Origin of the sequence: Nitratireductor alexandrii (genome assembly GCF_004000215.1) — a bacterium.
Taxonomy (GTDB): Bacteria; Pseudomonadota; Alphaproteobacteria; order Rhizobiales; family Rhizobiaceae; genus Mangrovimarina; species Mangrovimarina alexandrii.
On the sequence record NZ_RBVY01000002.1, the window covers coordinates 145,211 to 170,029 of the forward strand.

Here is a 24,819-nt window from a genome sequence, read left to right on the forward strand (position 1 = left end):
CTCCTATGCCGCCAGGGTCTTTTCGATCGCCTCGCGATCCAGGCCCTTGAGCCCGATCACCACCAGGCGCGTGCCCTTGGCTTCGTCCGGGCCCCAGGCGCGGTCGTAATAATGCGACACGCGCGGTCCCACCGCTTGCACCAGCAGGCGCATCGGCTTGCCCTCGACATGGGCAAAACCCTTGAGCCTCAGCACGCCGGCATTTTCCGCCGCCGCCGTCACCCGGCGCGCCAGCGCGTCGGGATCGGAAATCGCGGGCAGCTCGATCACATGCGTGTCGAAATCGTCGTGCTCGTGGTCGAGCATGCCGTCATGATGCGTGCGCCGGTTTTCGATATCGTCCTCGACCGCCAGCCCCAGCCCGAGCAGCACGGAGGCATCGACCTTGCCGTTGGCGGCCGGCACGATTTTAACCGCGCGCGCAAGGTGGCGCTCCACCGCCGCGCGGGCGCGGCCGGCCTGATTTTCGTCAAGCAGGTCGTTTTTTGACAAAATCACCAGGTCGGCGCAGGCAACCTGATCCTCGAACACTTCCTCGACCGGATCGTCGTGGTCGAGCGTTTCGTCGGCCGCGCGCTGGGCGGCGAGCGCGTCCATGTCGGCGGCGACCCGGCCGTCGGCAAGCGCCGGCCCGTCGACCACCGCCACCACGCCGTCGACGGTCACCCGCCCCTTGATCGCCGGCCACTGGAACGCCTGCACCAGCGGTTTGGGCAAGGCCAGGCCGGAGGTCTCGATCAGGATGTGGTCGACCTTCGGCTCGCGCGCCAGTATCTGGTCGAGCGCCGGCACGAAATCGTCGGCGACCGTGCAGCAGATGCAGCCATTGGCCAGTTCGAGCACGTTTTCTTCCGGGCAGTTCTCGATGCCGCAGCCTTTCAGGATTTCGCCGTCGATGCCGACATCGCCGAACTCGTTGACGATGATGGCGATACGCCGGCCATTGGCGTTCTCGATCAGGTTGCGGATCAGCGTCGTCTTGCCGGCCCCGAGGAAACCGGTGACGACGGTGCAGGGGACGCGGTCGGCGGAAGCAGTCATGATGAAACCTTTTGGGTTGCGGCAGGGGCGATGGCGGTTGCGGGCGGCAATCTGGAGACGAGCCCGCGCTTGAGACATTCGGGCCGTCCGCGCCAGGGCATGAGCCCGTTCTCGGAGGTCTGGAAGAGCTTGGCTCCGGCCACCAGGTCGGCCCCGTTTTCGACCGCGAGGTCGCCGAACACGTAGCTCCAGGCCCCCTCGCGCAACAGCGCCGCGCTCAGCCGGCGCTTGCAATTGCCCAGGCATTCGATCTCCACGATCCGGATGCTGGTATCGTCGCTGGCCGCGCGTGCGGCCTCGGCGAGAAAATGTCCCGGACGCGGCCGGTCGTCGGCGCCGTCCGCGCCGCGGCATGAACTGCACACAAGGATTGTCGCTGTGGCGGGCGTCGGCGCGTCTGCCGTTGCGGCCGGGTCCGTGGCGGACGAATCAGTCCTGTCGTCGAAGGTCAATCGTCGAACTCCTTGCCCGGGTCACCCGCCGGACGGTTAGGATTGCTGTTGCGACGGCAGGTCTCCTGGCTTGCGGGTCGCCGCACCGCGCCGCCTTCCCGGACAAATCCAGTGGCAATCGACGCGAAGCTCGCCGCTCACAGTTGCGGGGACAGCCGCGGAGTTGAAGCCGGTCGCTTCGCACCGCGTTCCCTCTTAGCCCTTCCGCGTGGAAGGGAACCGTCAGGCCGGCATTTAGGCCGCGAGCGCCGGAACTGTCAATCCAAGCTGCGCCAGGCGGCTTGCCGCCGCGTCTCGACTGTAGGAACCTGTCATTTCCGGCTGGATCGCAACGGACGCATACCATGGAAGACCTGATCGGGTTCCTCGTCGCCGGCTTCGTGCTGACCGGCAGTCCGGGTCCCAACACGCTGAGCCTCGCCGCGACAGGCGCCGCGTTCGGTGCCCGGCGCGGCCTCGGCTACATGACGGGACTTCTCCTCGGTATGGTGCTGGTCATGGGGCTGACGGCGAGCGGGGTGATCGCAATCGTCCTGGCCGTGCCCGCGCTCGGGCCCGTGGTGACGGCCGCTGCGGCGGCCTATTTCCTCTATCTCGCCTGGCGTATCGCCAACGCGCCGCCGCTGTCGGAGGCGCGGCAGACAAAACCGGCGCCTTCCGCCGGCGACGGGATCGTGCTTTCCCTGCTCAACCCGAAGGCCTACGCGGCGATGGCGGCGATGTTTACCGGCTTCGTATTGTTTGCCGGTTCCTCCATCGTCGACGCGTTCATCAAGGCCGGATTGCTGCTTGTCATCCTCACCCTGGTCAATACGGTCTGGCTCGCCGGCGGTGCCCTTCTGACCCGAGTTCTGCGCGAGCCGCGGCTCAACCGCATTGTCAACGTCGCCTTCGCCGCGCTGCTGATCCTGTCGGTGGTGCTCGCGCTCAGCATCTGAGCGGGAGCACCACCGACGGCCGGTCCCGGGCCGTGATGTCGGCATCGGGACAGCGGAGCGGGTGAATTGAGGTTTGCGCCCGTTTCGATTTGCGTTATGTTTCCGATCGTCGATGGTTCCCGAGGGAAGAAGGGAATGCGGTGCGGGCCTCGTGCCCAAATCCGCGGCTGCCCCCGCAACTGTAGGCGGCAAGCTCCACCCCACAGGCCACTGAAGCGCTGCTTCGGGAAGGCGGGCAGGGAGCGTCGAGCCGCAAGCCAGGAAACCTGCCGTCGTCGCGAACGCAATGCCAAGGCCCTCGGGTGGAGGGCGAAAGGACAGGACATGAATTCGAACACCACGACCTTGGGCGCGCCCGTCTCGACTCGATCCCGGGCCATGCCGTTAGCGATGGCCGCGCTACTCGGGCTTTTCGTCGTCGCGGTTTCGGGCTTCGCCCCGATGGAGGCGGTCCACAATGCCGCCCACGACTATCGCCACTCCATGGCATTTCCCTGCCACTAACGGATTGTTCGACATGTCTGATCTTCGCAACGTCGTGTTCGTCGCGGCGCTCGCCGGGCTTTTGGCCGGGCTCGTGCTGACGGCCATGCAGATCTACGCGACCGTGCCGCTGATCCTCCAGGCCGAGACCTTCGAGGGCGCTGGCGGCGACCATCATGGCGAGGCCGCCGTCTCCGAGGCGGAGGATGGCGTGGAAGCCTGGGCGCCGGCCGACGGAATGGAACGAAACCTCTATACGGCACTCGCCGCCATCGTTACCGGTGTCGGATTCGGGCTTCTGCTGGTCGCGGCGTCGGAATTCGCCGGTGGCATCGCCGGCTGGCGTCAGGGTCTCGTCTGGGGTTTTGCCGGTTTCGCCGTTTTCACCCTGGCGCCCGGCCTTGGCCTGCCGCCCGAATTGCCGGCCATGCCGGCTGCCGATCTTGTTGCCCGGCAGATATGGTGGATCGCCACCGTGGCCGCGACCGCGGCCGGCCTGGCGCTGATCGCGTTTCGCGCCTCGGCCGTGTGGGCGGTGGTCGGGGTGGCGCTGATCGTCGCGCCGCATCTGATCGGCGCGCCACAGCCGGTCAGCCACGAATCGCCGGTTCCGGCCGATCTGCATCACCGCTTCGTCGTTGTCGTCACCGTCACCAACCTCGTCTTCTGGCTGGTGCTGGGCGCGGCCGTCGGTGCGCTGCGGCCGCGCTTTTTCGGCCAGGCCGACAATGCGCGGACAAGCTTTGCCTGACAAAGGACGGCTGATCCTGGTGCTTGGTGGTGCGCGCTCGGGCAAGAGCGCGCACGCCGAAACGCTGATCGAGGCGCAGCCGGCGCCCTGGACCTATCTGGCGACCGCGCAGGCCTTCGATGCCGAAATGAGCGAGCGCATCGCCACACATCGGGCCCGGCGCGACCGGCGTTGGTCGACGCACGATGCGCCGCTCGATCTTGTCGGGGCTTTGGCCACGCCGGAGGCCGAAGGGCCGGTTCTGGTCGACTGCCTGACCTTGTGGTTGTCGAACCAGATGCTGGCCGGCCGGGACGTGGAGACCGAGACCGCCGGTCTGGTCGCCGCGCTTGCCGCCCCGCGCGGGTTTTGGGTCGCGGTCGCCAACGAGGTCGGCCTCGGCATCGTGCCGGACAACGCGCTCGCCCGCCGTTTTCGCGACGCGGCCGGGCGCCTCAACCAGGCGGTCGCGGCCGTGGCAGACGAGGTCGTTTTCATGGTCGCCGGACTGCCGATGCGGGTGAAATAGATGAAACAAGTCAGCGAAACCGAGGCCGCGCGCCATCGCGCAAAGATGGAGAAGCGCAAGGCCGTTCAGGACGCCGAAGTGGCGTCGAAAAAGATCGAAAAGGGCCTGCTGATCGTCAATACCGGCCCGGGCAAGGGCAAGTCGACGGCGGCCTTCGGGCTCGCGCTGCGCATGCTCGGCCACGGCCGCAAGGTCGGCGTCGTCCAGTTCGTCAAGGGCGCATGGCACACCGGCGAGAAGGACGCGCTTTTGACCTTCGGCGGCAAGGTGGAATGGTATGCGATGGGCGAGGGCTTCACCTGGGAGACCCAGGACCTGAAGCGCGACGTGGCCGCTGCCGAGGCCGCCTGGACCAAAGCCGAGGCATTGATGGCCGATCCCGAAATCGGCCTTGTCATTCTCGACGAGCTCAACATTGCCCTGCGCTACGACTATCTCGACGTGGAAAAGATCGTCGAGGCGCTCAAGGCCCGGCGCGACGATCTGCATGTCGTCGTCACCGGTCGCAACGCCAAGCCCGCCTTGGCGGAGGCCGCGGACCTCGTCACCGAGATGGGGCAGGTCAAGCATCATTTCGCCGCCGGCGTGAAGGCGCAAAAGGGTATCGAGTTCTAGCAATGTCTGTTTGTCGGGCCCGCGAGACGCCGCCATGACGGCCCGTGCGCTGATGTTCCAGGGCACCGGCTCCGATGTCGGCAAGACGCTGGTCGTGGCCGGCCTGGCGCGCGCCCTGACCAAGCGCGGCCTGCGCGTACGTCCGTTCAAGCCGCAGAACATGTCCAACAACGCGGCCGTCACCGGCGATGGCGGCGAGATCGGCCGCGCCCAGGCCTTGCAGGCGCGCGCGGCCGGCGTGACGCCCAGTGTGCACATGAACCCGGTTCTGTTGAAGCCGCAGGGCGAGACGGGCGCGCAGATCGTCGTCCAGGGGCGGGTCCGGGGCACCGCGCGCGCGGCTGACTATCAGGGCGTCAAGCCCAGTCTGCTGCCGGCCGTGCTCGACAGTTTCGCGCGTCTGAAGGAAGAGGCCGATATCGTGCTGGTCGAAGGCGCCGGCAGTGCCTCCGAAACCAATCTGCGTGCCAACGACATCGCCAATTTCGGCTTCGCGCGCGCCGCCGACGTGCCGGTGGTGGTGATCGGCGATATCGACCGGGGCGGCGTCATAGCCAGTCTGGTCGGCACCAAAGCGGTGATCGATCCGGCCGACGCCGCGCTCGTCGTCGGGTTTCTCGTCAACCGTTTTCGCGGCGATCCGGCCTTGTTCGTCGACGGCATCAACGAGATTGCGCGGCGTACCGGCTGGGCCTCCTTCGGGCTTTTGCCGCATTTTGCCGACGCCAACCGCCTGCCGGCGGAGGACGCGCTGGCGCTGACCGGCAAGGATCGGCGCGGCCGCGCCGGGGGGCGGGTGAAGGTCGCGGTGCCGATCCTGCCGCATATCTCCAATTTCGACGATCTCGACCCGCTCGAGGCCGAACCCGACGTGGCGTTGACACGGTTGTGGCCAGGCATGCCGGTTCCCGGCGATACCGACTTGGTGCTGCTGGTCGGTTCCAAGTCAACGATCGCGGATCTGGCCGCCCTGCGCGCCGCCGGCTTCGATGTCGATATCGCGGCCCATCGCCGCCGCGGCGGCTTCGTGCTCGGCCTGTGCGGCGGCTACCAGATGCTCGGCCGTACCATCGACGATCCGGACGGCGTCGAAGGGCAGGCAGGACGGGTGAAAGGCCTCGGTCTGCTCGAGGTCGACACCCGCCTGACAGGCGAAAAGGCTTTGGTCGAGGTGCGTGGCGACACGGCCGACGGTGTCTCCTTTCACGGCTACGAGATGCATATCGGCGTCACCGCCGGTCCCGACGCCGCGCGGCCGTTCGCCGCCATCGCCGGGCGGGCCGATGGTGCCACCGCGCCCGACGGCCGCGTTGCCGGCACCTATGTGCACGGGCTGTTCGCCGACGATCGCCAGCGCGCCGCCTGGCTGGAGCGTCTTGGTGGCGCCGCCTCCGGGCTTGATTACGAGGGCGGCGTCGAGGCCGCGCTCGACGGACTGGCCGACCACATGGAGGCCCATCTCGACATTGACGGGCTGATCAAAAATGCGCGCTGACCAACACAGCGAGCGCGCCGGTCGACACAATCAACAGCCCGTCCGCCCACCGGTAAAGGGTAAGTGCACGGCGAATATCGCTCGCGTCGGCGCTCCGGCGGCCGCCTTGGCCCATCACCGCGTCGTCCACCACATGTCCGCCATAGGAGCGCGGGCCGGCGAGCGCCAGGCCGAGCGCGCCGGCCATCGCCGCCTCCGGCCAGCCGGCATTGGGCGAGCGGTGGTTTTTCGCGTCGCGCCGGACCGCCCGCCAGGCGTTGCGTCCGGACATGGATGGCAGAAGGGCCGCGGCCGCCACCAGCGCCAGTGCCGTCAGCCGCGAGGCCGGCAGGTTGATCAGATCGTCGAAGCGGGCGGCGGCGCGACCGAAGTCCTCGTGGCGCGGTGTGCGGTGACCGATCATCGAATCGGCCGTGTTGACCGCCTTGTAGACCGCGATGCCCGGCAGGCCGGCGAGCGCGAGCCAGACGAGCGGCGCGGTGACGCCGTCGGAGAAGTTTTCCGCCAGACTCTCGATCGCCGCGCGGCTCACCCCGGCCTCGTCGAGCGTGTCGGGATCGCGCCCGACGATCTGCGACACCGCCGCCCGTCCGGCGTCGAGGCCGCCGGTTTCCAGCGCGCCGGCGACGGCCGCGACATGATCGTCGAGGCTTTTTTGCGCGATCAGCGTTGCCGCCAGGCAGGCAGCGAGCGCGAGGGCTATGGAGGCGGGCAGGGTCATAAGCAGCGCCTGCAGGCCCAGCCCGGCGCCGCCGGTGAGCAGCGCAATGGTGACGAGCGCGGCCAGCCCGGCATGCCGGCGACGCGCCGGACTGTCCGTCTCCCGATTCCAGCGCTGGTCGAGACGGTCGATCAGCGCGCCGATCCAGGTCACCGGATGGCCGATCGCCATGAACAGGCGGTCGGGATAGCCGGCGGCCCGCTCGACAAGCAGCGACAGAAAGGCGGTGGACAAGAACATGGCGTTGCAACGGGCTGAAAAAACCGCGGTTTCCGATCATGGCGGCAGCCTCGACGCGGCCCGGGCGCTGTTTCCCGATGCGCCGCGACCGTGGGTCGACCTGTCGACCGGCATCAACCCGCACGCCTATCCGCTTTTCGACCTGCCGGCCACCGCTTTTTCGCGCCTGCCCGAGCCGGGCCGGATCGCCGAACTGGCGCGCCTTGCCGCCGGCGCCTATCGCGCCGGGCCGGATGTCGCCGTTGTGGCCGCGCCCGGCACCCAGGCCTTGCTGCCGCTTGTGATGCGGCAGATTCCCGCCGGCCGGGCCCGCGTGCTCGGACCGACCTATGCCGAACATGGGCGCTGCGCGCGCCTTGCCGGCCATGCGGTCGAGGAAGTGAGCGATGTCGCTGCGCTCTACGACGCCGATCTTGCCGTCATCGTCAACCCGAACAATCCGGACGGCCGCGTCGTCGCACGCGAAACCCTGCTCGCGCTCGCCGGCCATATGCACGCCAAGGGCGGTTTGCTGGTGCTCGACGAGGCGTTCATGGATGTCGGTCCCGCCGCGCATTCTCTCGGCGACGCCTGCGGGGAAGGCGGGGTCGTCGTGCTGCGCTCGTTCGGGAAATTTTTCGGCCTTGCCGGCATCAGGCTCGGCTTTGCACTCGGCGCGCCGGACCTTGTGGCCGGATTGGCCGCTACGCTCGGGCCCTGGGCGGTCTCCGGCCCGACGCTCGAGATCGGCCTGCGGGCGCTGGCGGACCAGGCCTGGCAGACGCGGATGCGCGCCCGGTTGGGGGCCGAGCGTGCGCGTCTCGACGCCGTGCTTGCCACAGCCGGGATCGAGCCCCGCGGCGGCACCGCGCTTTACGCCTTCCTGCGCGATCCGGCCGCGCCGGACCTGTTTGCATGGCTGGGCGCGGCCGGCATTTTCACCCGCCGCTTCCAAGCCCGGCCGGATTGTCTGCGGATCGGCCTGCCCGACGACGACGCCTGGCCACGGCTCGAGGCCGCGCTTGCGGCATGGTCCGCGCGAAACCAGCAAACCGATCCGGCCAAGGAGGCAAAAAAATGATGATCTGGGTCTGCCCCCTGTCGCGTCTCGGCGAGACGATCAGCGCGACCGGCGCGCGCCGGCTGTTGACGCTGCTCAAACACGGAACCCCGTTCGACCGGCCGGCGCCGATCGCCGCCGATCAGCACCTTTTGCTGTCGATGCACGACATCGTCGAGGAAGCGCCAGACATGGTGGCGCCGGCCAGCGCGCATGTCGAAAGCCTGATCGAATTCGGCAGGGGTTGGGATCGGGCCACGCCACTTGTGATCAACTGCTTTGCCGGCATTTCGCGCTCCACCGCCTCCGCCTACATCATCGCCGCCGCCTTGGCGCCCATGCGCGGCGAAGCCGAACTCGCCCGCACATTGCGCCGTCTCTCGCCCTCCGCGACGCCGAATATCCGGCTGGTCGCGCTGGCCGACGAAATTTTGGGGCGCGACGGCCGCATGGTCGAGGCGGTGCGCTCGATCGGTCGTGGTGCCGATGCCTTCGAGGGCGCACCGTTCGCCCTGTCTGTCGACAGCTGAGCCCTTGCGCTTTATGGCGCGGGGTCGGCAAAGGCCGCAATGCGCTGTACCAGCGCGCGTGGCACGCGCATCCCGTCGCGGCCCGCCGCCGCAACGCGTTCGCGCCGGGCGCGGCCTGGAATATGGATGCCCTCGGCCTCGAGCCGTGCGGCATGGTCGCTGAGCCGGGCAGCGAAGCCTTGACCGAACGCGGCCGGGTCGACCGCCAGCACGAACAGCCCGGTTTGCGGAGAGTCTGGCCCCTGCGTGATCGATGGCGCGTCGAGCGACCAGTTGGCGCCGGTCAGTCCGGCCGCAAGCACTTCCACCATCAGCGCGATATTGGCCCCGCGCGCGCCGCCAAACGCCAGAAGCGCGCCTTCGATCGCCGCGCGGGCGTCCGTTGTCGGCCGGCCCCGGCCGTCGATCGCCCAGCCTTCTGGAATCGATTCGCCCCGTTCGGCGGCCTGCCGCAGCTTGACATAGGCCGTCTGGCTCGACGACTGGTCGATCAGCAGCGTGTCGTCCCCACCAAGCGGCGCGGCGAAGGCGAGCGGGTTGGTACAGTAGACCGGCCGCCGCCCGCCCGCTGCGGTGATCAGCGCCGGGCCGTTGGTGGCAGCCAGTGCCACCAGGCCGGCTTCGGCGAGTTGCTGGGCGAAATAGCCGAGCGCGCCGCAGGTAAAGGCGTTCTTTTGCGCAAAGATCCCCAGACCGGCCGTGCGCACGGCGGCGATCAGCCGGTCGCGGACGAGCGCGTAGCCGTAATGCGCCGTACCCCGGCGGGCGTCGACATGGAAAATCGACGGCAGCGGCCGTTCGATCGCCGGCTCGGCCCGGCCGTCGATCCGGCCCGCGCGCAGGGCGTCGAGATAGAATTCGAAATGCCCCAGGCCGATGGCGCTGTTGCCTGCGGCTTCGGCGGCAACCGTCGCCCGGGCGAGCGCGGTCGCGGCTCCGTCATGGGCGCCGGCGCCGAGCGCGGCCTCGCGGCACAGGGTTAAGCACTCGGCGGTCGTCAGGATCATGCTGGACATTGGTCTGCTCGCGGCGGATTCGCTGTCGCGACTATCGGCCGGCCGGATCCCGAAGGGTAGGGGGCATGTGGACGAAGGCGCGCATTTCGGCGCGTCTTCACTCGCGTGATGCCGCAACGATTGACATTGCCGGCATGGGGGTACTAGCTCCGCGCACCGAAGCGTGCGGGAAAAATGCTGTCCATGACCAATGTCGCTCTTACCGGTCTGGCCCGTGATCTTGCGCGGCGGGCGGATGAAGGCCGACCCGTGCGCGTCGGCGTGATCGGCTCCGGCGAGATGGGGACCGACCTTGTCACCCAGGCCATGCTGATGCGTGGCATCGAGGTCTGCGCGATCTCGACACGCAGGCCGCATACCGCGCGCGATGCGATCCGCATCGCCTATGGCGACGAGGCGATGGCGCGCGAGGCCGGTACGGCTTCGGCCGCCACGGCGGCGATCGAGGCCGGCAGGATCGCGATCACCTCCAACGAATTGCTCGTCACCAATCCGCTCGTCGACGTGGTGATCGATGCCACCGGCAAGCCCGGCGTCGCCGCGGATTTCGACCTGATGGCGATGGAGCACGGCAAGCACGTGGTGATGATGAATGTCGAAGCCGACGTCACCATCGGCTGCCTGCTCAAACAGGAGGCCGACCGGCTGGGCGTCGTCTACACGGTCGGCGCGGGCGACGAGCCGTCTTCGTGCATGGAACTGATCGAATTCGCTTCCGCGCTCGGCTATTCCATCGTTTCGGCCGGCAAGGGCAAGAACAATCCGCTCAACCACGACGCCGTGCCCGACGACTATGTCGAGGAGGCGACGCGGCGCAACATGAACCCGCGTATGCTGGTGGAGTTCGTCGACGGGTCCAAGACCATGGTCGAGATGGCCGCGATCGCCAACGCCACCGGTCTGGTACCGGACGTTCCCGGCATGCACGGGCCGCGCGCGGACCGAGACGAGATGGTCAAGGTGCTGATCCCCCGGCAGGACGGCGGCATCCTGACGCGCAAGGGCGTGGTCGACTACACGGTCGGCAAGGGCGTCGCACCGGGCGTCTTTGTCATCGTCGAGGCGACCCACCCACGTATCATCGAGCGCATGGACGACCTGCATATCGGCACCGGTCCCTATTACAGCTTCTTCCGGCCCTACCATCTGACCTCGCTCGAAGTTCCGCTGACGGCGGCGCGCATCATGCTGACCGGCAAGCCCGACATGGTGCCGTTGCCGCGTCCCGTGGCCGAAGTCTGCGCGCTCGCCAAGCGCGATCTCGCCGCCGGCGAGGCTTTCGATGCGATCGGCGAGACCTGCTACCGCTCCTTCACCATGACGGTGACCGACGCGCGCGCCAAAAATGCGGTTCCCGTCGGCCTTCTCGAGGGGGGCAAGGTTTTGAAGTCGGTCAAGAAAGGCGAGTTGCTGACCACCGACAATGCCGCGCCCGATCCGAGCACGCGGCTTTATGCGCTGCGCCGACGTCAGGACCAGATGCTGTACGGATAACAAGCGGCCGAAAACCGGGATTCGGGCCCCGATAGGCGCGGCCCGAGCTGAAAATCAAGAAGTCTTGACCGTTTTGGCGCGGGTTTTGCTTCAGGCCTGTGTGCGATGGCGCGCGGCGATGTTTGCGTGTCCGAACGAGGGAGCACGACGGTCAAATGAACCAGAACGACACGGTGGCCCGTATCAGGGCGACACATCGCAGCGCTGCCAAGGCCAATATTCGGCTCGAAACGCTCGATTCCTGGCGCGGCATTTGCGCGTTGCTGGTGGCCGTGATGCATTTTCCGGCCTCCGGCCCGCTCGGCGAAAGCCTGGTCGTGCGCAACGCCTATCTGTTCGTTGACTATTTCTTCGTGCTGTCGGGCTTCGTGATCGCCTATGGATACGGCGCCAAGCTGGCCGAGGGGGTCGATTATCTGCGGTTCGTCGTTCTGCGCATTGGCCGGATCTATCCGCTCCATGTTGCCGTGCTTGCCTTGTTCGTCGCCTTCGAGGCGCTGCGCTGGAGCGTTCCGGCACTGGCCGGAAACGGCCCGGCGCCGTTTACCGACGGCAACAGCCCGTCCGAATTGCTGACGAGCCTCGCCCTTCTCAACGGCATGGGGGTCGATAGCCGGCTGACCTGGAACGGTCCGAGCTGGAGCATCTCGGCCGAGTTCTGGACCTATATTCTCTTCGGCGGGCTTGTGGTGCTGCTCGGGCGCCGCTCCTGGATCGCGCTGGTTGTCGCCGTCGTCACCGGTCCGGTGGTGCTCTACCTGTTTTCGCCCGACTATATGGACGCGACCTGGGATTTAGGTTTCGTGCGCTGCGTCTACGGGTTTTCGCTCGGCGCGCTGCTTTATTTCGCGGCCGGCTCGAAATTGCTGTCGGCCAAGGCGGGCCTGGCGGTACGGCCTGGCGTGGGCGCGGTGGCCGGCGCCAGCGCGCTCGAACTCGCCGCCATCGTCATGGTGGCCGCATTCGTCGCTGTTGCCGGCGACAATGCGGCCGGCATCGCGGCGCCGTTCGTGTTCGCGCTCACCCTGTGCGTCTTCGTTCTGGAAGGCGGCATGATCAGCCGACTGCTCAGAACCAGGCTGTTTCTGTGGCTGGGGGCGCTCTCCTACGGCATCTACATCGTGCATATTTTCGTTCAGGCGCGGATGATCAATCTGGCCAGCATCGTGGAGAAGGTCGTGGGGCTCGAGCTGATCGGCACCTTCGAGATCAACGGGCAGGATTTTTACGGTTTTGGCCTCAACGGGCCGGTTTTCGGGACGCTGATGGTGGCGGCGATGATCGTGGCGGTGGTGGCCGTGGCGCTGATCGCGCATTTTGTGATCGAAAAGCCGTTCCAGGGGCTGTCGCGAAAACTCGCCGATGCCCATGTCGGGCACAATCGCACCGCGCGCGCGGTCGGCGGCGCCGTCGCCGCGCCGGTGTTTTTGGGCGCGCCCGTGCGCCCGTAGGCGGAGTTGGCAAAATCGGGTGGCGGGAGCGCCGCCCGGCTATTTCCCGAGCTCGACGGAACGGTCGCGCGCCGCCTCGACAGCCTCGGTGATCAACGCGCGAAGGCGATCCTGGCCCATCAGAACCTGCAAGGCGGCGGCTGTGGTGCCGTTCGGGCTGGTGACCTGTTCGCGCAGGAGGCCGGGTTCGGTCTCGCTTTCGGCTGCCAGCGAGGCGGCACCGAACACGGTCTGCATGGCCAGCAGCTTCGCCGCCTCCGCGGGCAGGCCGACCCGCTCGCCGGCTGCGGTCAGACATTCGATGAAATGAAAAACATAGGCCGGCCCGGAGCCGGACACGGCGGTCACGGCGTCCATCAGGCCTTCGTCTTCGAGCTTCAGCACCCGGCCGCTGACCGAAAGCAGGTCGGCCAGAAAGGTCTCGGCGTCCGGCGCGACCTGCGCGTTGGAGACCGTTACCATCATGCCCTTTCCGATCGCGGCGGGCGTGTTGGGCATACAACGCACGATTGGCGTTTTTTCGCCCAGCAGCGCTTCGAACAACGCAATGCCGATGCCCGCGGCGATCGACACGAATGTCGTGCCGCCGGTCGCGAAACCGCGATAATCGGCTACGACGCTCCGCATCACCTGCGGCTTGACCGCGAAGATAATCAATTCGGGCCGCAAGCCGGCCTGCAAATGAGAGACGTGCTCGGCCACGGCCGCGCCGGTTTGCGAGGCGCGTTGGCGCAGGGTTTCGTTCGGTTCGACGACGGCGATGTCGCCGGCGGCCAGCTTGCCCGATGCCAGCCAGCCCGTAAGCATGGCATGACCCATATTGCCGCATCCGACCAGCACTACTTTCACAGCCACTTGTGATCTCCTCCGGCAGACCCGGCCGCCGCTTCTTCTGGGTGAGGGCCGCAGCAATGCCGTATCGGGCCAGCCGGCGCAACCGGCAATTTCCGCACTCAGCCGGCCGACGAGGAGGGAAACCTGATACGGGCGGCCATGCGCAAGCCCAGGCATGCCATGAGGAAGAAAAGCCAGACCGGATCCACCCGGCGCAGGAAGAAGCTTTCGAGGAATGCGTTCAGCGAGGTGAACAGCAGGATCATCATGAAGAAGTCGGACAGGTAGATGTTCTCTTTCAGGCGCGGCGTGCGCATATAGTCCACAAGCGGCACGATCCAGAACGCCATCAGACAGGCGGCCAGCGCCGGCAGTCCCATCAGGACGGCGATGTCGAGATAGCCGTTATGGCCGTGGACGGAGCCGCGAATATCCCAGTCGCGATCGAAGGGTTGCTCCATGAAATAGATGAAAGGCGTGCCCCAAAAGCTCTCATAGCCGTAGCCGAACCACGGCTTCTGCGCGATCATGCCGCCGAGAAAGTCCCAAAGGGCCGTGCGTCCGGTATAGGTGAGGTCGGGGGCGAGCTGCTGGACAAGGTCTTTCAGCGGCCCGATGAAGACGATCCCCAACGTCGCCAGCGTTGCTCCGACCATTGTCGTCAGGAAAATCAGCGGCGTCAGGAAGCGCATGCCGACAATGCCCGGCAGGGCGACGAGCACGATCGACAGCGGCACCAGGCCGGCCGTCGTCTTCGAGCCGGTGTTGACCATGAAGATCATGGCAAGCACCAGCAACGTCCCCCCGGCCCAGCGTCGGCCGCGCCGGAAGGCGTAGAGCCCGGCAAAGCTGAGACAGGCCATGACCGGCCCGGCAACGTTCTTGTGCGAGAACGCGCCGCGCCAGAGTCCGGCATGTTGCGGCTCGACGCCGGCTCCCGAGTGGACCGCGGTGCCCGGAAACAGCGCCAATCCGGCATAGCTGAGCAGGACCGCCGCCAGGCCGGCGACGAGCAGCACCGTCGTAAAGGACTCGGCGTCGCGCGGCAGCACCAGCACGGTGACGATCACCAGCACGCCGATCGCGGTGAAAAGCGCCGCGCGCGCCGCCGAGGGCGGGTCGATGGCGTGCAGGACCGAAAGCGCCAAAAACCCGAACACGATCAGCCACCACGGGCTGAGCATCATCGCCACCACCTTGCGGTCGGTGAGGGTTAGAAGCGAAAATATGGCAAGCAGTCCCAGCGAGCCGAAGCCGATCTGGTTGACGATATCGCCGCCCTCGGCGGCCGGCCCTTCGGGCTGGAACGGGCGGAACGAGATCAGCACGATCGCCAGCACGACGGTCGCCAGCACCGTCGAGATCTGGCGCAGGGTCGTGCCGTCGAGCGGCGCGAACTCAGTTTTTTTCAGCCTGTCTGTATTGCTCATTGGCATAGCCGAATTCGGCGAGAACGCGCCCGAGCGCGACGTAGATGGGGTAGGCGCCGATGGGAAACGAACCGGTGCGCGCCAGGTTCAAGACGCCGCGCAGCGGCGCTGCGCAGAGCAGGGCGAGGCTCTTGGCCGCCACCCGCACGGCGCCGAGCCGATCGCCGGCCCGCCTGCGTTTTTCCACCAGCGTCGAGATCACGCCGTTGCGCAGCGAACGCGCCCTGATCCAGTCGCTTTCCAGACGGCGCGCCGGAATGGTCTCCATGACTGGTGCCTCCGCGCACCATGCGAGCCTGAAACCTTTGCGCGCCGCCCGGCTGAGGAAATCCGAATCGCCGCCGCCCATGAAATTGAAAGCCGGCTCCAGGAACGGCCGCTCCATGGCGTCGAGCACGCGGCGCGAGACAAGCAGATTGCCGGACGAGTAGAGCGCTTCCACTGCCCGCGTCTCGCGATAGGGTGGCGCAAACACCGGGTGATCGGCCCAATGGTCGTTTCCGGTTCCCTCGAAGACCGGCACTTGCGGGCCGCCGACAATGTCTACCCCCAGCCTTTCGGCGGTAGCGACCATGGTCTCGAGCCAATCCGGGCCGGCGATTTCGTCGTCGTCGATCACCAGAACGTGGCTCAGATTGGCAAAGGCGGCCAGCGCGGTCGACCAGCCGGCATTGTAGGCGCTGCAATTGCCGCGCTCCTCCGCCACGATCAAAAGCCCGTTCACCGTGCCATTTTCGAACAGCGGCGCGGCCGCGTCGGCCCCGGCGTGCCGTTCTGCGTCATTTTCCATCACGATCAGCGCGAAGCCGCGTTCGGTGTTCTGGGCGGCGACCGAGCGAATGGTGTCCAGCACCTGTTCGGGCCGGCGAAAGGTCGGCAGGGTGACGGCGATTCGTACCTTGTCCGGCTCGAGTCCGGGCGATTGCGCGACGAGCCGGACGTTTTCGACAGTGGCGAGCGCTTGCATGCTGAGACCTTGGCCGTCCGTTTCGTTCATAAAGCGCGTTGCCTGTTAACGTATGGTTAAGCACTGCGGTGGTTTTGCCGTGCCGTAGTTGCCGTTTTGCCGTCACAAGGCACGTCCCTTGCCTGCTTAAGCAAGACTTCACCGGAGGCTGCTAGGCTCACATTCAGGTAAGCGACATGCATTTGGTTTTTGTTACATCACTCGTCCCCGACGGCGCGCCGACGACCGGCTACGAGATCGCGAATGCCGCGATCATCGCCGCCTTGCGCCGCGCCGGCGCCCGGGTCACCGTGCTCGGCTATACCTGGCCCGGCAAGGCTCCGTCGGACCCGCACAACACCGTCGCGCTCGGATCGGTCGATGTGCGCACCCAGGGCGCGCCGGCGATCCAGAAAATGAAGTGGTTGGCCGGCGCGATGGCGTCGGGCCTGACGGTGTCGTCGGTCAAGATGCGCGCCGCGTCCGAACGGGAACTGCGCGCGGCGCTGAAGCGGATCGGCCCCTTCGACGCCTATGTGCTCAACGCGGTTCAGCTTGCCGGCGCCTACGAGCATCTTTTCACCGACAAGCCGTCGATCTTCGTCGCCCACAATGTCGAGTTTCGCTCGGCTCTGGAAAACGCGGCTGCCGCGCGCGACGTGGTCCAGCGCGCGCTTTTCCGCCGCGAGGCGCGCCTTTTGCGGGCTATGGAGGAACGGCTGTGCCGGCAGGCCCGCTTTGTCTTCACGCTCGCCGAGCAGGACCGCGAAGCGCTCGGCGTGACCGGGCCGCGCTCGGCGGCGCTGGCGCTGGTGACGCGGGACGAGCCGCCGCGGCCGCGCTCGCGTGAAATCGCCTTCGAGGCCGGCATGATCGGCACCTGGAGCTGGGAGCCGAACCGTATCGGCCTGGACTGGTTCCTGCGCGAGGTGTCGCCACGCCTGCCTGCCGGCTTCCGTGTCAGGATCGCCGGGCACGTGCCTGCGGGGCTTGGACGCGTGCCCGCCGGCGTCGAATTCGTCGGCCGGGTTCCCGATGCGAGCGACTTCGTGCGCCAGGCCGCGGTGGTGCCGCTGATCGCGCAGGCCGGAACCGGCGTCCAGCTCAAAACCATCGAGACCTTCGAACTGGGGCTGCCGTCCGTGGCGACGTCGCGTTCGCTGCGCGGCGTTTCCTATCTGCCGTCCAATTGCACGGTGGCCGACGATCCGGACGCGTTCGCTGCCGCCTTGGTTGAGCGTGCGGCCGGGCAGGCCGAGGCTCTCGACGGCTCGGCTTTCCACGCCGGTCAGATACGCGCACTCGACGCCGCCATCGCCACGGGGCTGGACGCGCTCGGTGTTGCCCGGGGCGAGGTGGCGGCATGAGCATGCAGTCCCTCACCACGGCGGTCGAAAACCCTTCGCAGCAGCGGCGGAAGGATATTCTCGGTGTTAACGTCGCGCCCTTCGACCGGGCCGAGGCGATCGCCTTCCTGGCGCGCCGCATCCGCGAGCGGCGTTTCACCAAGATCGGCTTCCTCAACGCTCATATCGCCAACGTCGCCAGCACCGATGCGCGCTTCGCTGCCCTGTTGTCCGATTTCGTGGTGCTGGCGGACGGCGTCGGCGTCGATGTGGCGGCGAAGATCCTCTACGGCGCCCCGTTCCCCGCCAATCTCAACGGCACCGATTTCATTCCCGCCTTCCTGAAGTCGCAGCAAGAGTCGCTGACGATCGGGCTGCTTGGAGCGAGCAGGGACAATGTCGAGCGGGCGGCCGCGCGCCTGCAAGCGATGATGCCGCAACATCGCGTCACCGTCATTCACGACGGGTTTTTCGATACCGCGGCCGAAGACGAGATCTTGGCGCGCCTTGGCCGGTTGCGCCCCGATGTGCTTCTGGTGGCGATGGGCGTGCCGCGCCAGGAATACTGGATCGACGGCCGGCTCAGCGCGGACCATTGCACTACCGCGTTCGCGGTCGGCGCGCTGTTCGACTTCTTAAGCGGCGCGGTCCCGCGCGCGCCGTCATGGGTGCGCTGGCTGCGCCTGGAATGGCTGTTTCGGCTCGGCCTGGAGCCTTCGCGCCTGTGGCGTCGCTATATCGTCGGCAATCCGCTGTTTTTGTTTCGGGTCCTGATGCAAAGATTGCGGCGTGCGGGGCCGGCTGCGTGAACGTGGCCGTCCATCCGCGGAACGAGGCGCCGGCCGCCGCGCAAGCCGTGGGCACCAGCGCGCTGGTGACGGCCAGCTATGCGCCGGATTTCGAGCGCTGCCGTCTATTGTGCGAAACCATCGACCGCCACGTTACCGGCCACAGCCGGCACTACATCCTGGTCGCGCATGCCGACGTACCGCTTTTTCGCGCGCTCGAAACCACCAACCGGGTGGTGATCGACGAGCGCGATATCCTGCCCGCCTGGCTGCGGGTGGTGCCCGACCCGACCAGCCTTTTCCGGCGCAAATTCTGGCTGTCGACGCGCACCAAGCCGTTGCGCGGCTGGCATGTGCAGCAATTGCGCCGCATCGCGATCGCCGCCCACGCCGACGAGGACGCGCTGGTCTATTGCGATTCGGACGTGGTGATTTTGAAGGATTTCGACTGCGCTCGCTTCTGGAAGGACGGGCAGGTGCGCCTGTTCCGGCGCGACGACGCGCTTCGCGGTCCTGTGGACGGCGATCAGAAAATCTGGTCGGAAAACGCAGCGAGGGTACTCGGTATCGAGGCCCCGGCGGTCGCGCCGCACGACTATATCGCCACCTTCATCGCCTGGCGGCGCGACGCGGTCGTGTCGATGTGCGAGCGGATCGAGCGCATCAGCGGCCGCCATTGGGTGGCGGCGATCGGCGCGGAGCGGAAATTTTCCGAATGCATGATCTACGGGCGTTATGTCGACGAGGTCATCAAGGGCCGCGGCCATTTCCTCTCCGGCGAGGAACTGTGCCGGGTCTATTGGCGCGGCCCGCGCCTGACGTCGGCGACGGTGCGGGCCTTCGTGGACGGGATGGATCCAGGCCAGGTGGCGATCGGAATGCAGTCTTTCATCGGCACCGACATGGACCTGATCCGCGATCTGGTGCGCGCCGCAGAAGGCCGCTAGCTTGGCTTGGCCCCGGTCGCCGTTGCCCCGTGCGTCAGGCGCGTTTTGCCGGTCGTCTTAACGCGCTATAGGTCAGCGTCGTCGAAGCAAGATAAAGCACCGCGAAAGCGGCGTTCAGCATCAGCACCAACTGCTGCGCGTCCGGCCCGTTAAGCAGCAGATAACCGAGCACGAGCGCTTTGGCCCCGGCCAGAAGCGCTAGGTTTATGGCACGCAACAACATCTGACCGCGCGCGAACAGCAATTCGGCCTGATATTCGATCAGGTTGCGCAGCCCTGGCACCGCGAGCGCGAGAATGACCAGCGGTGCGGCCTGCGATACGTTCTTGCCCAGGATCGTCGGATAAAAATGCAGCACCAGCGCAAGCGCGGCCAGCCCCAGCGTGGAAACGGTTAGGATGCCGGCTTCGAAGCCGACGCGCAGCCACAGTTTCGACAGCGTTTCGGGGGCGCGCATCACCCGTTGCACGAGCAGCATGGTGAAGGTGCGGATCGGGATCGCGGTCAGGTCGACCAGCCGCATGACGATCGCGTAGATGCCGGCAAGATGCGGCCCGCCCAGAGCGAGCACCAGCAGCTTGTCCAACTCCATCTGCAGATAAAACAGAAGTTCCGCACCCGCCACGTAGAGCGCGTCGGCAAGCCGCGACCAGTAGAGTGCCGGCCGCAGCCGCAGCCGCTGGCGCGGCCAGAAGAAGACGAGCGCGATCGCCAGACAGATCCCGTTCGCCGCCAGGTAATAATAGACCCAGTCGCCGAGCGTGGGCGTGGCCGCAAAGGCGAACAGCGCGGCTGCGGCCGCGCGCAGCGCCGTTCCGGCAATTACAAGCACGGCCGCGGCCGCGAAGCGGTTCAGCCCGTTATTGACGATGACCACCGTCTCGACCAAACGCCAAAGCAGCGCCTCGGACACGATCACCAGCGCGAAGGTCGCAAGCGGCAGCTCGCCGGCAAAGAAAATCGCGTGCGTGAGCCAGCTCGCGGCCGCGAGCGCTGGAAGCGACAGCGCCGTCATCAACAGGAACCCGCCGGCGAAGGTGCCCAGCAGGCGCGGTTTGACGGTCGCTATCCGATAGAGCGAGGACACGAAGCCGAAACCGACGATGCGCGACAGCATCACACCGGCGGCCGAGGCGGTGGCGAAGAGCCCGAACTCGGCGATCGACAGGGCGTTGGCCAGCACGACGAAGTAGAGCAGCGAGAAGACGAGGCGACCGAGCGAACCGCTCACCGCCGTCAGGTAGTTGCGCACCAAGGCGGTTCGCGAGGTCAGAAAATCGGAAATGCGGTCCATCGCACCGGCCCTGGCGGCGGTGGCGTCGATGCCGGATTGCGGTGCCATAGGCCCTGGTGTCCTGCCTTTTCGAAAGCAGCGTATCGATGAAACATTAACGTGCGGTTTTGTCGTCCTGCGCGCTGCCGTGAAACCGGCTCCGTGGGGGCGTTAAAAATTAAGCAAATTAACTTTTTGTTTCCCATGGCTGTTTAGCGTGCCTTAACGATTGGCGCCGGCGGGCGTTGCAACTTATCCGAGACGTGCGAACCGATGCCTGCATTCGACCACCGCGACCGCAAGAAGCGAAAAGGGTCTCTCCTGGCCCTTGTCGATCCGCAGGCGGACGCGTCGCGTGCGCAGGGCGCGACCGCCGGCCGCAAGCCGGCGACCTCTTCCGACGCCCCGACGGTGTCCCCGGCCGAACGCCACGAGGTCGCGCGCTCGCGCCGCGAGGCGGGCCATAGTTCGCTGATCCAGGCTTTGGCCTCGTCGCGCGCGTCCACCGCCTCGGAGGCTAAGGCGACGATCGGGGATGGGCCGCGAACGAACGAGGAGCGCGACGCCAGGCCCGAGTGGCCGCAGCGCGGGGCCGGCGGCGTAGACGCGCCTGGGGGCGAGACCTACAGGGGGGCGCCGGCCGACGGTCCGGATACGACAAACGCCTCCCGGCGTCGGGGCTTCCAGCCTGTCTCTTCAGTCGACGACGGCGATTCCCAATGGCGGCCGCTGATCGATCCGATGGCCGTTATCGGCGGCGTCTTCAACTCGAAAGGCCTGATAGCCGCCACGACGGTTTGCGGTGCGCTGCTGGGCGTGTTCATCGCCTTGTCGACGCCGAAGGAGTACCAGGCGATCGCCGAGATGCTGGTCGACCCGCGCGACATCAAGTTCGTCGACCGCGATCTGACGTCCGGCGGCCTGCCGTCCGACGCGACCCTGGCGCTGGTGGAAAACCAGGTGCGGGTCATCCTTTCCGGCACCGTGATGAACAAGACCGTCGCCAGGCTCAATCTGGTCCAGGATCCCGAGTTCAACGGCGAGGGCGGTGGCGGCGGCCTGGGCAGCCTGTTTTCCGGGCTGACATCCCTGATTTCGTTCTCCGGCGGCGGCGGCGAGGGGGCAAATGCCAACCGCCATGCGATAACGGTGGAGAACCTCTACAGCGCCGTCGATGCCGAGCGCGGCGGCAAGACCTTCGTCATCTCCATCGCCGCCAAATCGCAAAGCCCGCAAAAGGCGGCCCTGATCGCCAACACCGTCACCGAGGTGTTCCTGGAAGCCTACGGCGATTTGCAGTCCGGCACGGCCGGTAAGGCCTCGGACGAACTGTCGTCCCGATTGTCCGAATTGCGCGCCGGAGTCGAGGAAGCGGAACGCAAAATCGAAGCTTTCAAGGCCGAAAACGACATCGTCGACGCCCAGGGGCGCCTGATCAGCGACGATGAGATCATCAAGCTCAACGACCAGCTCACCACCGCGCGCGCCCGCACGCTTGAACTCAATGCGCGTGCGGAGTCGGCGCGTTCGATCTCGGTCGATACCATCTTGACGGGAAACTTGCCCGAGCAGATCAACTCTCCGGTTCTGACCGAAATGCGGGCGCAATATTCGACCCTGCGCCAGGAGGCCGACCGGCTCGGCGCCAAGCTCGGCCCCCGGCATCCAGAACGCGCCGCGGTCGAGGCCCAGCTTGCCAGCGCGCGTCAGCAGATCTCGCAGGAACTGCGCCTGGTCGCCCAGTCGATCCAGGTCGACCTCAAACGGGCTGTGCAGCTCGAGCAGGAACTGGCCGCGCGTCTTGCACAGCTCAAGGCGCGCCAGGCCAATCTCAGCGACGAGTTGGTGACGGTGCGCGAGCTGGAACGCGAAGCCGCCGCCAAACGGGCCGTGTACGAGACGTTCTTGATGCGCGCCCGCGAGACCGGGGAGCAAAAGGACATCAACGCCGTCAATATCAGCGTGATCTCCGAAGCCACGCCGCCGCTCGAACCGACCGGCATGTCGCGCAAGACGATGACGGTACTCGCCACGATGTTGGGATTTGGCGCCGGCGTTGGACTTGGCGCGGCCCGTGGCGCCTATGACAGTTTTCGCGCCACTCTTGGCAGCAGAACGTCCGCCGCGCCCGACCGGACGCCTGCCCCCGTCTCGCCGGCGCCGCGCCACGCGCGAGCGCCTGTCGAGCGGCGGCGCGAGGAGGGCGACGAACCTGAGGACGATGGCGCTCTCGCCCCAACAACCCAGTCGCCGCAGCCCGATGTTGTAGAGGCTTCCGGCTCCGAGTCCCGTCACCGCGAATCCAGTGCAACCGAACCCGTCGCCGCCGCGACGGAGACCGCCGAGGAGGCAGATATGCACCGCATGCCGGACTATTCAGCTTGGCAGACATCACGTTCGCCCGAAACGGCCGACAATGCTCCCGGCCCTCAAGGGCCCTATTGGTACGACCCGGCCACTGGCGCTCATTATCCCGCGCCCGGCTCGGCCTATGGCTGGCATCCGGCTTTCGCCGGCGAGCCCGGTTCCGCGTCCGCCGCGCCGATCCATAGCTCCGCGCCGCAATCCTATCATCCTTGGGGCCCGGCCGGACCTGGTTATCCGCCCGCACCGCCTGCCTATTGGGCCCACCCGGCGCCGCAGACGGTGCCCTACTGGCCCGTTCCGCAGCATCATGCCCCGTCGTGGCAGCACCAGGCGCCGCCGCAGGCAGGCCCGGCCGACAGGGGGCCTGCGCTCCATGCCGACGCCGCCGCTCGCCCCGCCATGGACACGCCCGTCGAGGCACAGGAGCATGACAGCGCGGCAATCAACGAAATCCGCGAGAGCCTGCGCGAGTTCCGCGAAGCCCTGCGCGAGCTCAGTGAGAATCGCGGCCGCCGTCGCTTCATCTGACGGCTTTCGCGTTTACGGCACGCCGCGACGCAATGGCAGGTATCGTCCGTGCCGATTGTCGCATAAAGCTCCCGGATCGAATGGATTCGGGGGAGCGTCGAATGGCCGAACTGATAGAGGGGCGCAAGGTCGCGGACGAAGTCGTCGCGACCGTGAAGGAGGGGGCTGAGAGCCTGCGCGCGCAGGCTGGCGTCGTGCCTGGCATCGCGGTGGTGATCGTCGGTTCCGACCCGGCCAGCCAAGTTTATGTGGCCTCGAAGTCCAGAAAGGCCAAGGAATGCGGCTTCCATTCCGTGCAGCACGAACTGGCCGAGGACACCGATGAAGCAACGCTTCTTACTCTGATCGCCGACCTCAATGCCGACCCGGCCATTCACGGCATTCTGGTTCAACTGCCCTTGCCCGCTCATATCGATGCGGGTCGTGTCATTCAGTCGATCGACCCGGACAAGGATGTCGACGGCTTTCATTTCATCAATGTCGGCAAGCTCTCCACCGGCGAAACCGATAGCGCCTTCGTGCCGTGTACGCCGGCCGGCTCGATGATCCTGACGCAGCGTGTGCGCGGCCACGATCTGTCTGGCCTCAATGCCGTCGTCGTTGGTCGCTCGAACATAGTCGGCAAGCCGATGGCCAATCTGCTTTTGGCGGCCAACGCAACCGTGACCATCGCCCACAGCCGGACCCGCGATCTCGCTGCGCTGTGCCGCACGGCCGACATTCTTGTGGCCGCGGTGGGCCGGCCGCAGATGGTCGAGGGCGACTGGATCAAGCCGGGCGCCACCGTGATCGATGTCGGCATCAACCGGATTCCTGCGCCCGAGAAGGGCGAGGGCAAGACGCGTCTGGTCGGCGATGTCGACTTCGAGGCGGCTTGCGCGCAGGCCGGGTCGATCACGCCGGTGCCGGGCGGCGTCGGACCGATGACGATCGCCATGCTGATGGCCAACACGCTGGTCTCGGCCTGCCGGCGCGCCGGCGTCGCCGCGCCGTCCTTCTAGCGGCCGCCGCCGCGTCGACAGAGCGCGCGCAGCGGCGGGGGCCGGTGCGGCAATGCTTGTAATTCGGCCGTATCCGGAGTATGGAGCCGACCGAATCCCGAACAATCGAAGCTGAAAGGGGCATTGATGGCCCGCGTCACCGTTGAAGACTGTATCGATAAGGTCGAAAACCGTTTCGAGCTGGTACTCCTGTCCGGTCACCGCGCTCGGCAGATTTCCCAGGGCGCGGCGATCACGGTCGATCGCGACAACGACAAGAACCCTGTCGTGGCGCTGCGCGAGATCGCCGACCAGACGCTGTCGCCCGGCGATCTGAAGGAAGACCTGATCCACTCCCTGCAAAAGCATGTCGAGGTCGACGAGCCCGAGGCGGACGAGCCGGCCGTGATCGAGCAGGACGAGGCCGCGTCGCCGATCGCCGAGGCGGCGCCGAGCGAGGACGAGCCGGTTTCCTTCGACCGGATGAGCGAAGAAGAGCTTCTGGCCGGCATCGAAGGCCTGGTTCCGCCGGAGAAAAGCGACGATTTCTGATGGCGAGGCGTCTTGCCCCCTACCGGGGGCGGCCGCTCGTGTATAATTATGACA

At 66.8% G+C, this 24,819-nt stretch carries 24 protein-coding genes and 2 riboswitches; of the genes, 16 read left to right on the forward strand and 8 right to left on the reverse strand.

Annotated features, from left to right (window positions below; all coding sequences use genetic code 11):
* Window positions 1-3: 3 nt before the first annotated feature.
* Complete coding sequence (gene cobW / locus EP380_RS04365) at window positions 4-1,041, reverse strand: cobalamin biosynthesis protein CobW (RefSeq protein ID WP_127596987.1); 1,038 nt, start codon at window positions 1,039-1,041, stop codon at window positions 4-6.
* On the reverse strand, window positions 1,038-1,493 hold the full coding sequence (locus EP380_RS04370) for a DUF1636 family protein (protein WP_127596989.1): 456 nt from the start codon (window positions 1,491-1,493) through the stop codon (window positions 1,038-1,040). Before EP380_RS04370 ends, cobW begins: the two co-directional genes overlap by 4 nt.
* A 38-nt stretch (window positions 1,494-1,531) precedes the next feature.
* Window positions 1,532-1,732, reverse strand: a riboswitch (cobalamin riboswitch).
* Window positions 1,733-1,837: 105 nt separating this feature from the next.
* On the opposite strand from EP380_RS04370, the gene EP380_RS04375 reads away from it, so the two are divergent.
* The 6 genes from EP380_RS04375 to EP380_RS04400 all read left to right on the forward strand — a co-directional run bounded on the left by EP380_RS04375 (window position 1,838) and on the right by EP380_RS04400 (window position 6,283).
* Entirely contained in the window at window positions 1,838-2,431 is a 594-nt protein-coding gene (locus EP380_RS04375; protein WP_127596991.1) for a LysE family translocator, read from the forward strand.
* A gap of 96 nt (window positions 2,432-2,527) precedes the next feature.
* Window positions 2,528-2,719, forward strand: a riboswitch (cobalamin riboswitch).
* A 36-nt stretch (window positions 2,720-2,755) separates the two neighbouring features.
* Entirely contained in the window at window positions 2,756-2,935 is a 180-nt protein-coding gene (locus tag EP380_RS04380) for a CbtB domain-containing protein (protein ID WP_106572434.1), read from the forward strand.
* Window positions 2,936-2,948: 13 nt separating this feature from the next.
* Entirely contained in the window at window positions 2,949-3,665 is a 717-nt protein-coding gene (locus tag EP380_RS04385) for a CbtA family protein (protein WP_127596993.1), read from the forward strand.
* Window positions 3,658-4,173, forward strand: coding sequence for a bifunctional adenosylcobinamide kinase/adenosylcobinamide-phosphate guanylyltransferase (gene cobU / locus EP380_RS04390; RefSeq protein WP_106572433.1), 516 nt, complete (start codon window positions 3,658-3,660; stop codon window positions 4,171-4,173). Before EP380_RS04385 ends, cobU begins: the two co-directional genes overlap by 8 nt.
* On the forward strand, window positions 4,174-4,788 hold the full coding sequence (cobO, locus tag EP380_RS04395; protein WP_127596995.1) for a cob(I)yrinic acid a,c-diamide adenosyltransferase: 615 nt from the start codon (window positions 4,174-4,176) through the stop codon (window positions 4,786-4,788).
* A gap of 34 nt (window positions 4,789-4,822) precedes the next feature.
* Complete coding sequence (locus EP380_RS04400) at window positions 4,823-6,283, forward strand: cobyric acid synthase (RefSeq protein ID WP_127596997.1); 1,461 nt, start codon at window positions 4,823-4,825, stop codon at window positions 6,281-6,283.
* Here the strand turns inward: EP380_RS04400 and cbiB are convergent.
* A complete protein-coding gene (cbiB, locus tag EP380_RS04405) occupies window positions 6,267-7,244 on the reverse strand; it encodes an adenosylcobinamide-phosphate synthase CbiB (RefSeq protein WP_127596999.1) in 978 nt (325 codons plus the stop codon). The genes EP380_RS04400 and cbiB overlap by 17 nt on opposite strands.
* Between cbiB and cobD the strand changes: the two genes are divergently transcribed.
* Window positions 7,243-8,304, forward strand: coding sequence for a threonine-phosphate decarboxylase CobD (cobD, locus tag EP380_RS04410; RefSeq protein WP_127597001.1), 1,062 nt, complete (start codon window positions 7,243-7,245; stop codon window positions 8,302-8,304). The genes cbiB and cobD overlap by 2 nt on opposite strands.
* Window positions 8,304-8,813 carry a tyrosine phosphatase family protein gene (locus tag EP380_RS04415; RefSeq protein ID WP_106572490.1) on the forward strand — a complete coding sequence of 170 codons (510 nt, stop codon included), beginning with the start codon at window positions 8,304-8,306 and terminating at the stop codon, window positions 8,811-8,813. The genes cobD and EP380_RS04415 overlap by 1 nt, the downstream gene beginning before the upstream one ends.
* Before the next feature lie 11 nt (window positions 8,814-8,824).
* On the opposite strand, the gene EP380_RS04420 is transcribed toward EP380_RS04415, so the two are convergent.
* Window positions 8,825-9,829 (reverse strand): Ldh family oxidoreductase, encoded by a 1,005-nt coding sequence (locus EP380_RS04420; protein WP_338036291.1) that lies wholly within the window; start codon window positions 9,827-9,829, stop codon window positions 8,825-8,827.
* A gap of 183 nt (window positions 9,830-10,012) precedes the next feature.
* On the opposite strand from EP380_RS04420, the gene EP380_RS04425 reads away from it, so the two are divergent.
* Together EP380_RS04425 and EP380_RS04430 are read left to right on the forward strand one after the other, a co-directional pair.
* Window positions 10,013-11,323 carry an NAD(P)H-dependent oxidoreductase gene (locus EP380_RS04425; protein ID WP_127597003.1) on the forward strand — a complete coding sequence of 437 codons (1,311 nt, stop codon included), beginning with the start codon at window positions 10,013-10,015 and terminating at the stop codon, window positions 11,321-11,323.
* A gap of 155 nt (window positions 11,324-11,478) precedes the next feature.
* On the forward strand, window positions 11,479-12,774 hold the full coding sequence (locus tag EP380_RS04430) for an acyltransferase family protein (protein WP_127597005.1): 1,296 nt from the start codon (window positions 11,479-11,481) through the stop codon (window positions 12,772-12,774).
* Window positions 12,775-12,813: 39 nt separating this feature from the next.
* Here EP380_RS04430 and proC read toward each other — a convergent pair whose 3' ends face one another.
* The 3 genes from proC to EP380_RS04445 form a co-directional block, all read right to left on the reverse strand.
* Complete coding sequence (gene proC, locus EP380_RS04435) at window positions 12,814-13,629, reverse strand: pyrroline-5-carboxylate reductase (protein WP_106572427.1); 816 nt, start codon at window positions 13,627-13,629, stop codon at window positions 12,814-12,816.
* A 98-nt stretch (window positions 13,630-13,727) separates the two neighbouring features.
* Window positions 13,728-15,038: an O-antigen ligase family protein gene (locus EP380_RS04440; RefSeq protein ID WP_127597007.1), complete on the reverse strand. Its 1,311-nt coding sequence runs from the start codon at window positions 15,036-15,038 to the stop codon at window positions 13,728-13,730.
* The gene (locus tag EP380_RS04445; protein ID WP_420845835.1) at window positions 15,007-16,035 is read right to left on the reverse strand and encodes a glycosyltransferase family 2 protein; all 1,029 of its coding nucleotides are present in this window, start codon (window positions 16,033-16,035) and stop codon (window positions 15,007-15,009) included. The genes EP380_RS04440 and EP380_RS04445 overlap by 32 nt, the downstream gene beginning before the upstream one ends.
* A 146-nt stretch (window positions 16,036-16,181) precedes the next feature.
* Between EP380_RS04445 and EP380_RS04450 the strand changes: the two genes are divergently transcribed.
* The 3 genes from EP380_RS04450 to EP380_RS04460 are packed head-to-tail and all read left to right on the forward strand — an operon-like array spanning window position 16,182 to window position 19,065.
* The gene (locus tag EP380_RS04450) at window positions 16,182-17,351 is read left to right on the forward strand and encodes a glycosyltransferase family 4 protein (protein WP_127597009.1); all 1,170 of its coding nucleotides are present in this window, start codon (window positions 16,182-16,184) and stop codon (window positions 17,349-17,351) included.
* Window positions 17,348-18,139: a WecB/TagA/CpsF family glycosyltransferase gene (locus tag EP380_RS04455; RefSeq protein WP_127597012.1), complete on the forward strand. Its 792-nt coding sequence runs from the start codon at window positions 17,348-17,350 to the stop codon at window positions 18,137-18,139. The genes EP380_RS04450 and EP380_RS04455 overlap by 4 nt, the downstream gene beginning before the upstream one ends.
* On the forward strand, window positions 18,136-19,065 hold the full coding sequence (locus EP380_RS04460) for a DUF6492 family protein (protein ID WP_238719726.1): 930 nt from the start codon (window positions 18,136-18,138) through the stop codon (window positions 19,063-19,065). The genes EP380_RS04455 and EP380_RS04460 overlap by 4 nt, the downstream gene beginning before the upstream one ends.
* 34 nt (window positions 19,066-19,099) lie before the next feature.
* On the opposite strand, the gene EP380_RS04465 is transcribed toward EP380_RS04460, so the two are convergent.
* The gene (locus EP380_RS04465; protein ID WP_420845836.1) at window positions 19,100-20,407 is read right to left on the reverse strand and encodes a lipopolysaccharide biosynthesis protein; all 1,308 of its coding nucleotides are present in this window, start codon (window positions 20,405-20,407) and stop codon (window positions 19,100-19,102) included.
* A gap of 204 nt (window positions 20,408-20,611) precedes the next feature.
* Between EP380_RS04465 and EP380_RS04470 the strand changes: the two genes are divergently transcribed.
* The 3 genes from EP380_RS04470 to rpoZ all read left to right on the forward strand — a co-directional run bounded on the left by EP380_RS04470 (window position 20,612) and on the right by rpoZ (window position 24,765).
* Entirely contained in the window at window positions 20,612-23,233 is a 2,622-nt protein-coding gene (locus EP380_RS04470; protein ID WP_127597014.1) for a GNVR domain-containing protein, read from the forward strand.
* 101 nt (window positions 23,234-23,334) lie between these two features.
* A complete protein-coding gene (gene folD / locus EP380_RS04475; protein ID WP_127597016.1) occupies window positions 23,335-24,234 on the forward strand; it encodes a bifunctional methylenetetrahydrofolate dehydrogenase/methenyltetrahydrofolate cyclohydrolase FolD in 900 nt (299 codons plus the stop codon).
* A gap of 126 nt (window positions 24,235-24,360) precedes the next feature.
* Entirely contained in the window at window positions 24,361-24,765 is a 405-nt protein-coding gene (gene rpoZ / locus EP380_RS04480) for a DNA-directed RNA polymerase subunit omega (RefSeq protein WP_106572421.1), read from the forward strand.
* Window positions 24,766-24,819 lie beyond the last annotated feature (54 nt).

Excerpts from the sequence above, each read along its gene's own strand:
- cobO (WP_127596995.1), top strand. The coding sequence starts at position 4,174 with ATGAAACAAGTCAGCGAAACCGAGGCCGCGCGCCATCGCGCAAAGATG.
- cobW (WP_127596987.1), bottom strand. The coding sequence starts at position 1,041 with ATGACTGCTTCCGCCGACCGCGTCCCCTGCACCGTCGTCACCGGTTTC.
- EP380_RS04425 (WP_127597003.1), top strand. The coding sequence starts at position 10,013 with ATGACCAATGTCGCTCTTACCGGTCTGGCCCGTGATCTTGCGCGGCGG.
- EP380_RS04440 (WP_127597007.1), bottom strand. The coding sequence starts at position 15,038 with ATGAGCAATACAGACAGGCTGAAAAAAACTGAGTTCGCGCCGCTCGAC.
- EP380_RS04415 (WP_106572490.1), top strand. The coding sequence starts at position 8,304 with ATGATCTGGGTCTGCCCCCTGTCGCGTCTCGGCGAGACGATCAGCGCG.
- rpoZ (WP_106572421.1), top strand. The coding sequence starts at position 24,361 with ATGGCCCGCGTCACCGTTGAAGACTGTATCGATAAGGTCGAAAACCGT.
- EP380_RS04430 (WP_127597005.1), top strand. The coding sequence starts at position 11,479 with ATGAACCAGAACGACACGGTGGCCCGTATCAGGGCGACACATCGCAGC.
- EP380_RS04465 (WP_420845836.1), bottom strand. The coding sequence starts at position 20,407 with ATGGCACCGCAATCCGGCATCGACGCCACCGCCGCCAGGGCCGGTGCG.
- EP380_RS04450 (WP_127597009.1), top strand. The coding sequence starts at position 16,182 with ATGCATTTGGTTTTTGTTACATCACTCGTCCCCGACGGCGCGCCGACG.
- EP380_RS04420 (WP_338036291.1), bottom strand. The coding sequence starts at position 9,829 with ATGTCCAGCATGATCCTGACGACCGCCGAGTGCTTAACCCTGTGCCGC.
- EP380_RS04375 (WP_127596991.1), top strand. The coding sequence starts at position 1,838 with ATGGAAGACCTGATCGGGTTCCTCGTCGCCGGCTTCGTGCTGACCGGC.
- folD (WP_127597016.1), top strand. The coding sequence starts at position 23,335 with ATGGCCGAACTGATAGAGGGGCGCAAGGTCGCGGACGAAGTCGTCGCG.
- EP380_RS04385 (WP_127596993.1), top strand. The coding sequence starts at position 2,949 with ATGTCTGATCTTCGCAACGTCGTGTTCGTCGCGGCGCTCGCCGGGCTT.
- EP380_RS04445 (WP_420845835.1), bottom strand. The coding sequence starts at position 16,035 with ATGAACGAAACGGACGGCCAAGGTCTCAGCATGCAAGCGCTCGCCACT.
- EP380_RS04380 (WP_106572434.1), top strand. The coding sequence starts at position 2,756 with ATGAATTCGAACACCACGACCTTGGGCGCGCCCGTCTCGACTCGATCC.
- cobD (WP_127597001.1), top strand. The coding sequence starts at position 7,243 with ATGGCGTTGCAACGGGCTGAAAAAACCGCGGTTTCCGATCATGGCGGC.
- cbiB (WP_127596999.1), bottom strand. The coding sequence starts at position 7,244 with ATGTTCTTGTCCACCGCCTTTCTGTCGCTGCTTGTCGAGCGGGCCGCC.
- EP380_RS04455 (WP_127597012.1), top strand. The coding sequence starts at position 17,348 with ATGAGCATGCAGTCCCTCACCACGGCGGTCGAAAACCCTTCGCAGCAG.
- EP380_RS04400 (WP_127596997.1), top strand. The coding sequence starts at position 4,823 with ATGACGGCCCGTGCGCTGATGTTCCAGGGCACCGGCTCCGATGTCGGC.
- EP380_RS04470 (WP_127597014.1), top strand. The coding sequence starts at position 20,612 with ATGCCTGCATTCGACCACCGCGACCGCAAGAAGCGAAAAGGGTCTCTC.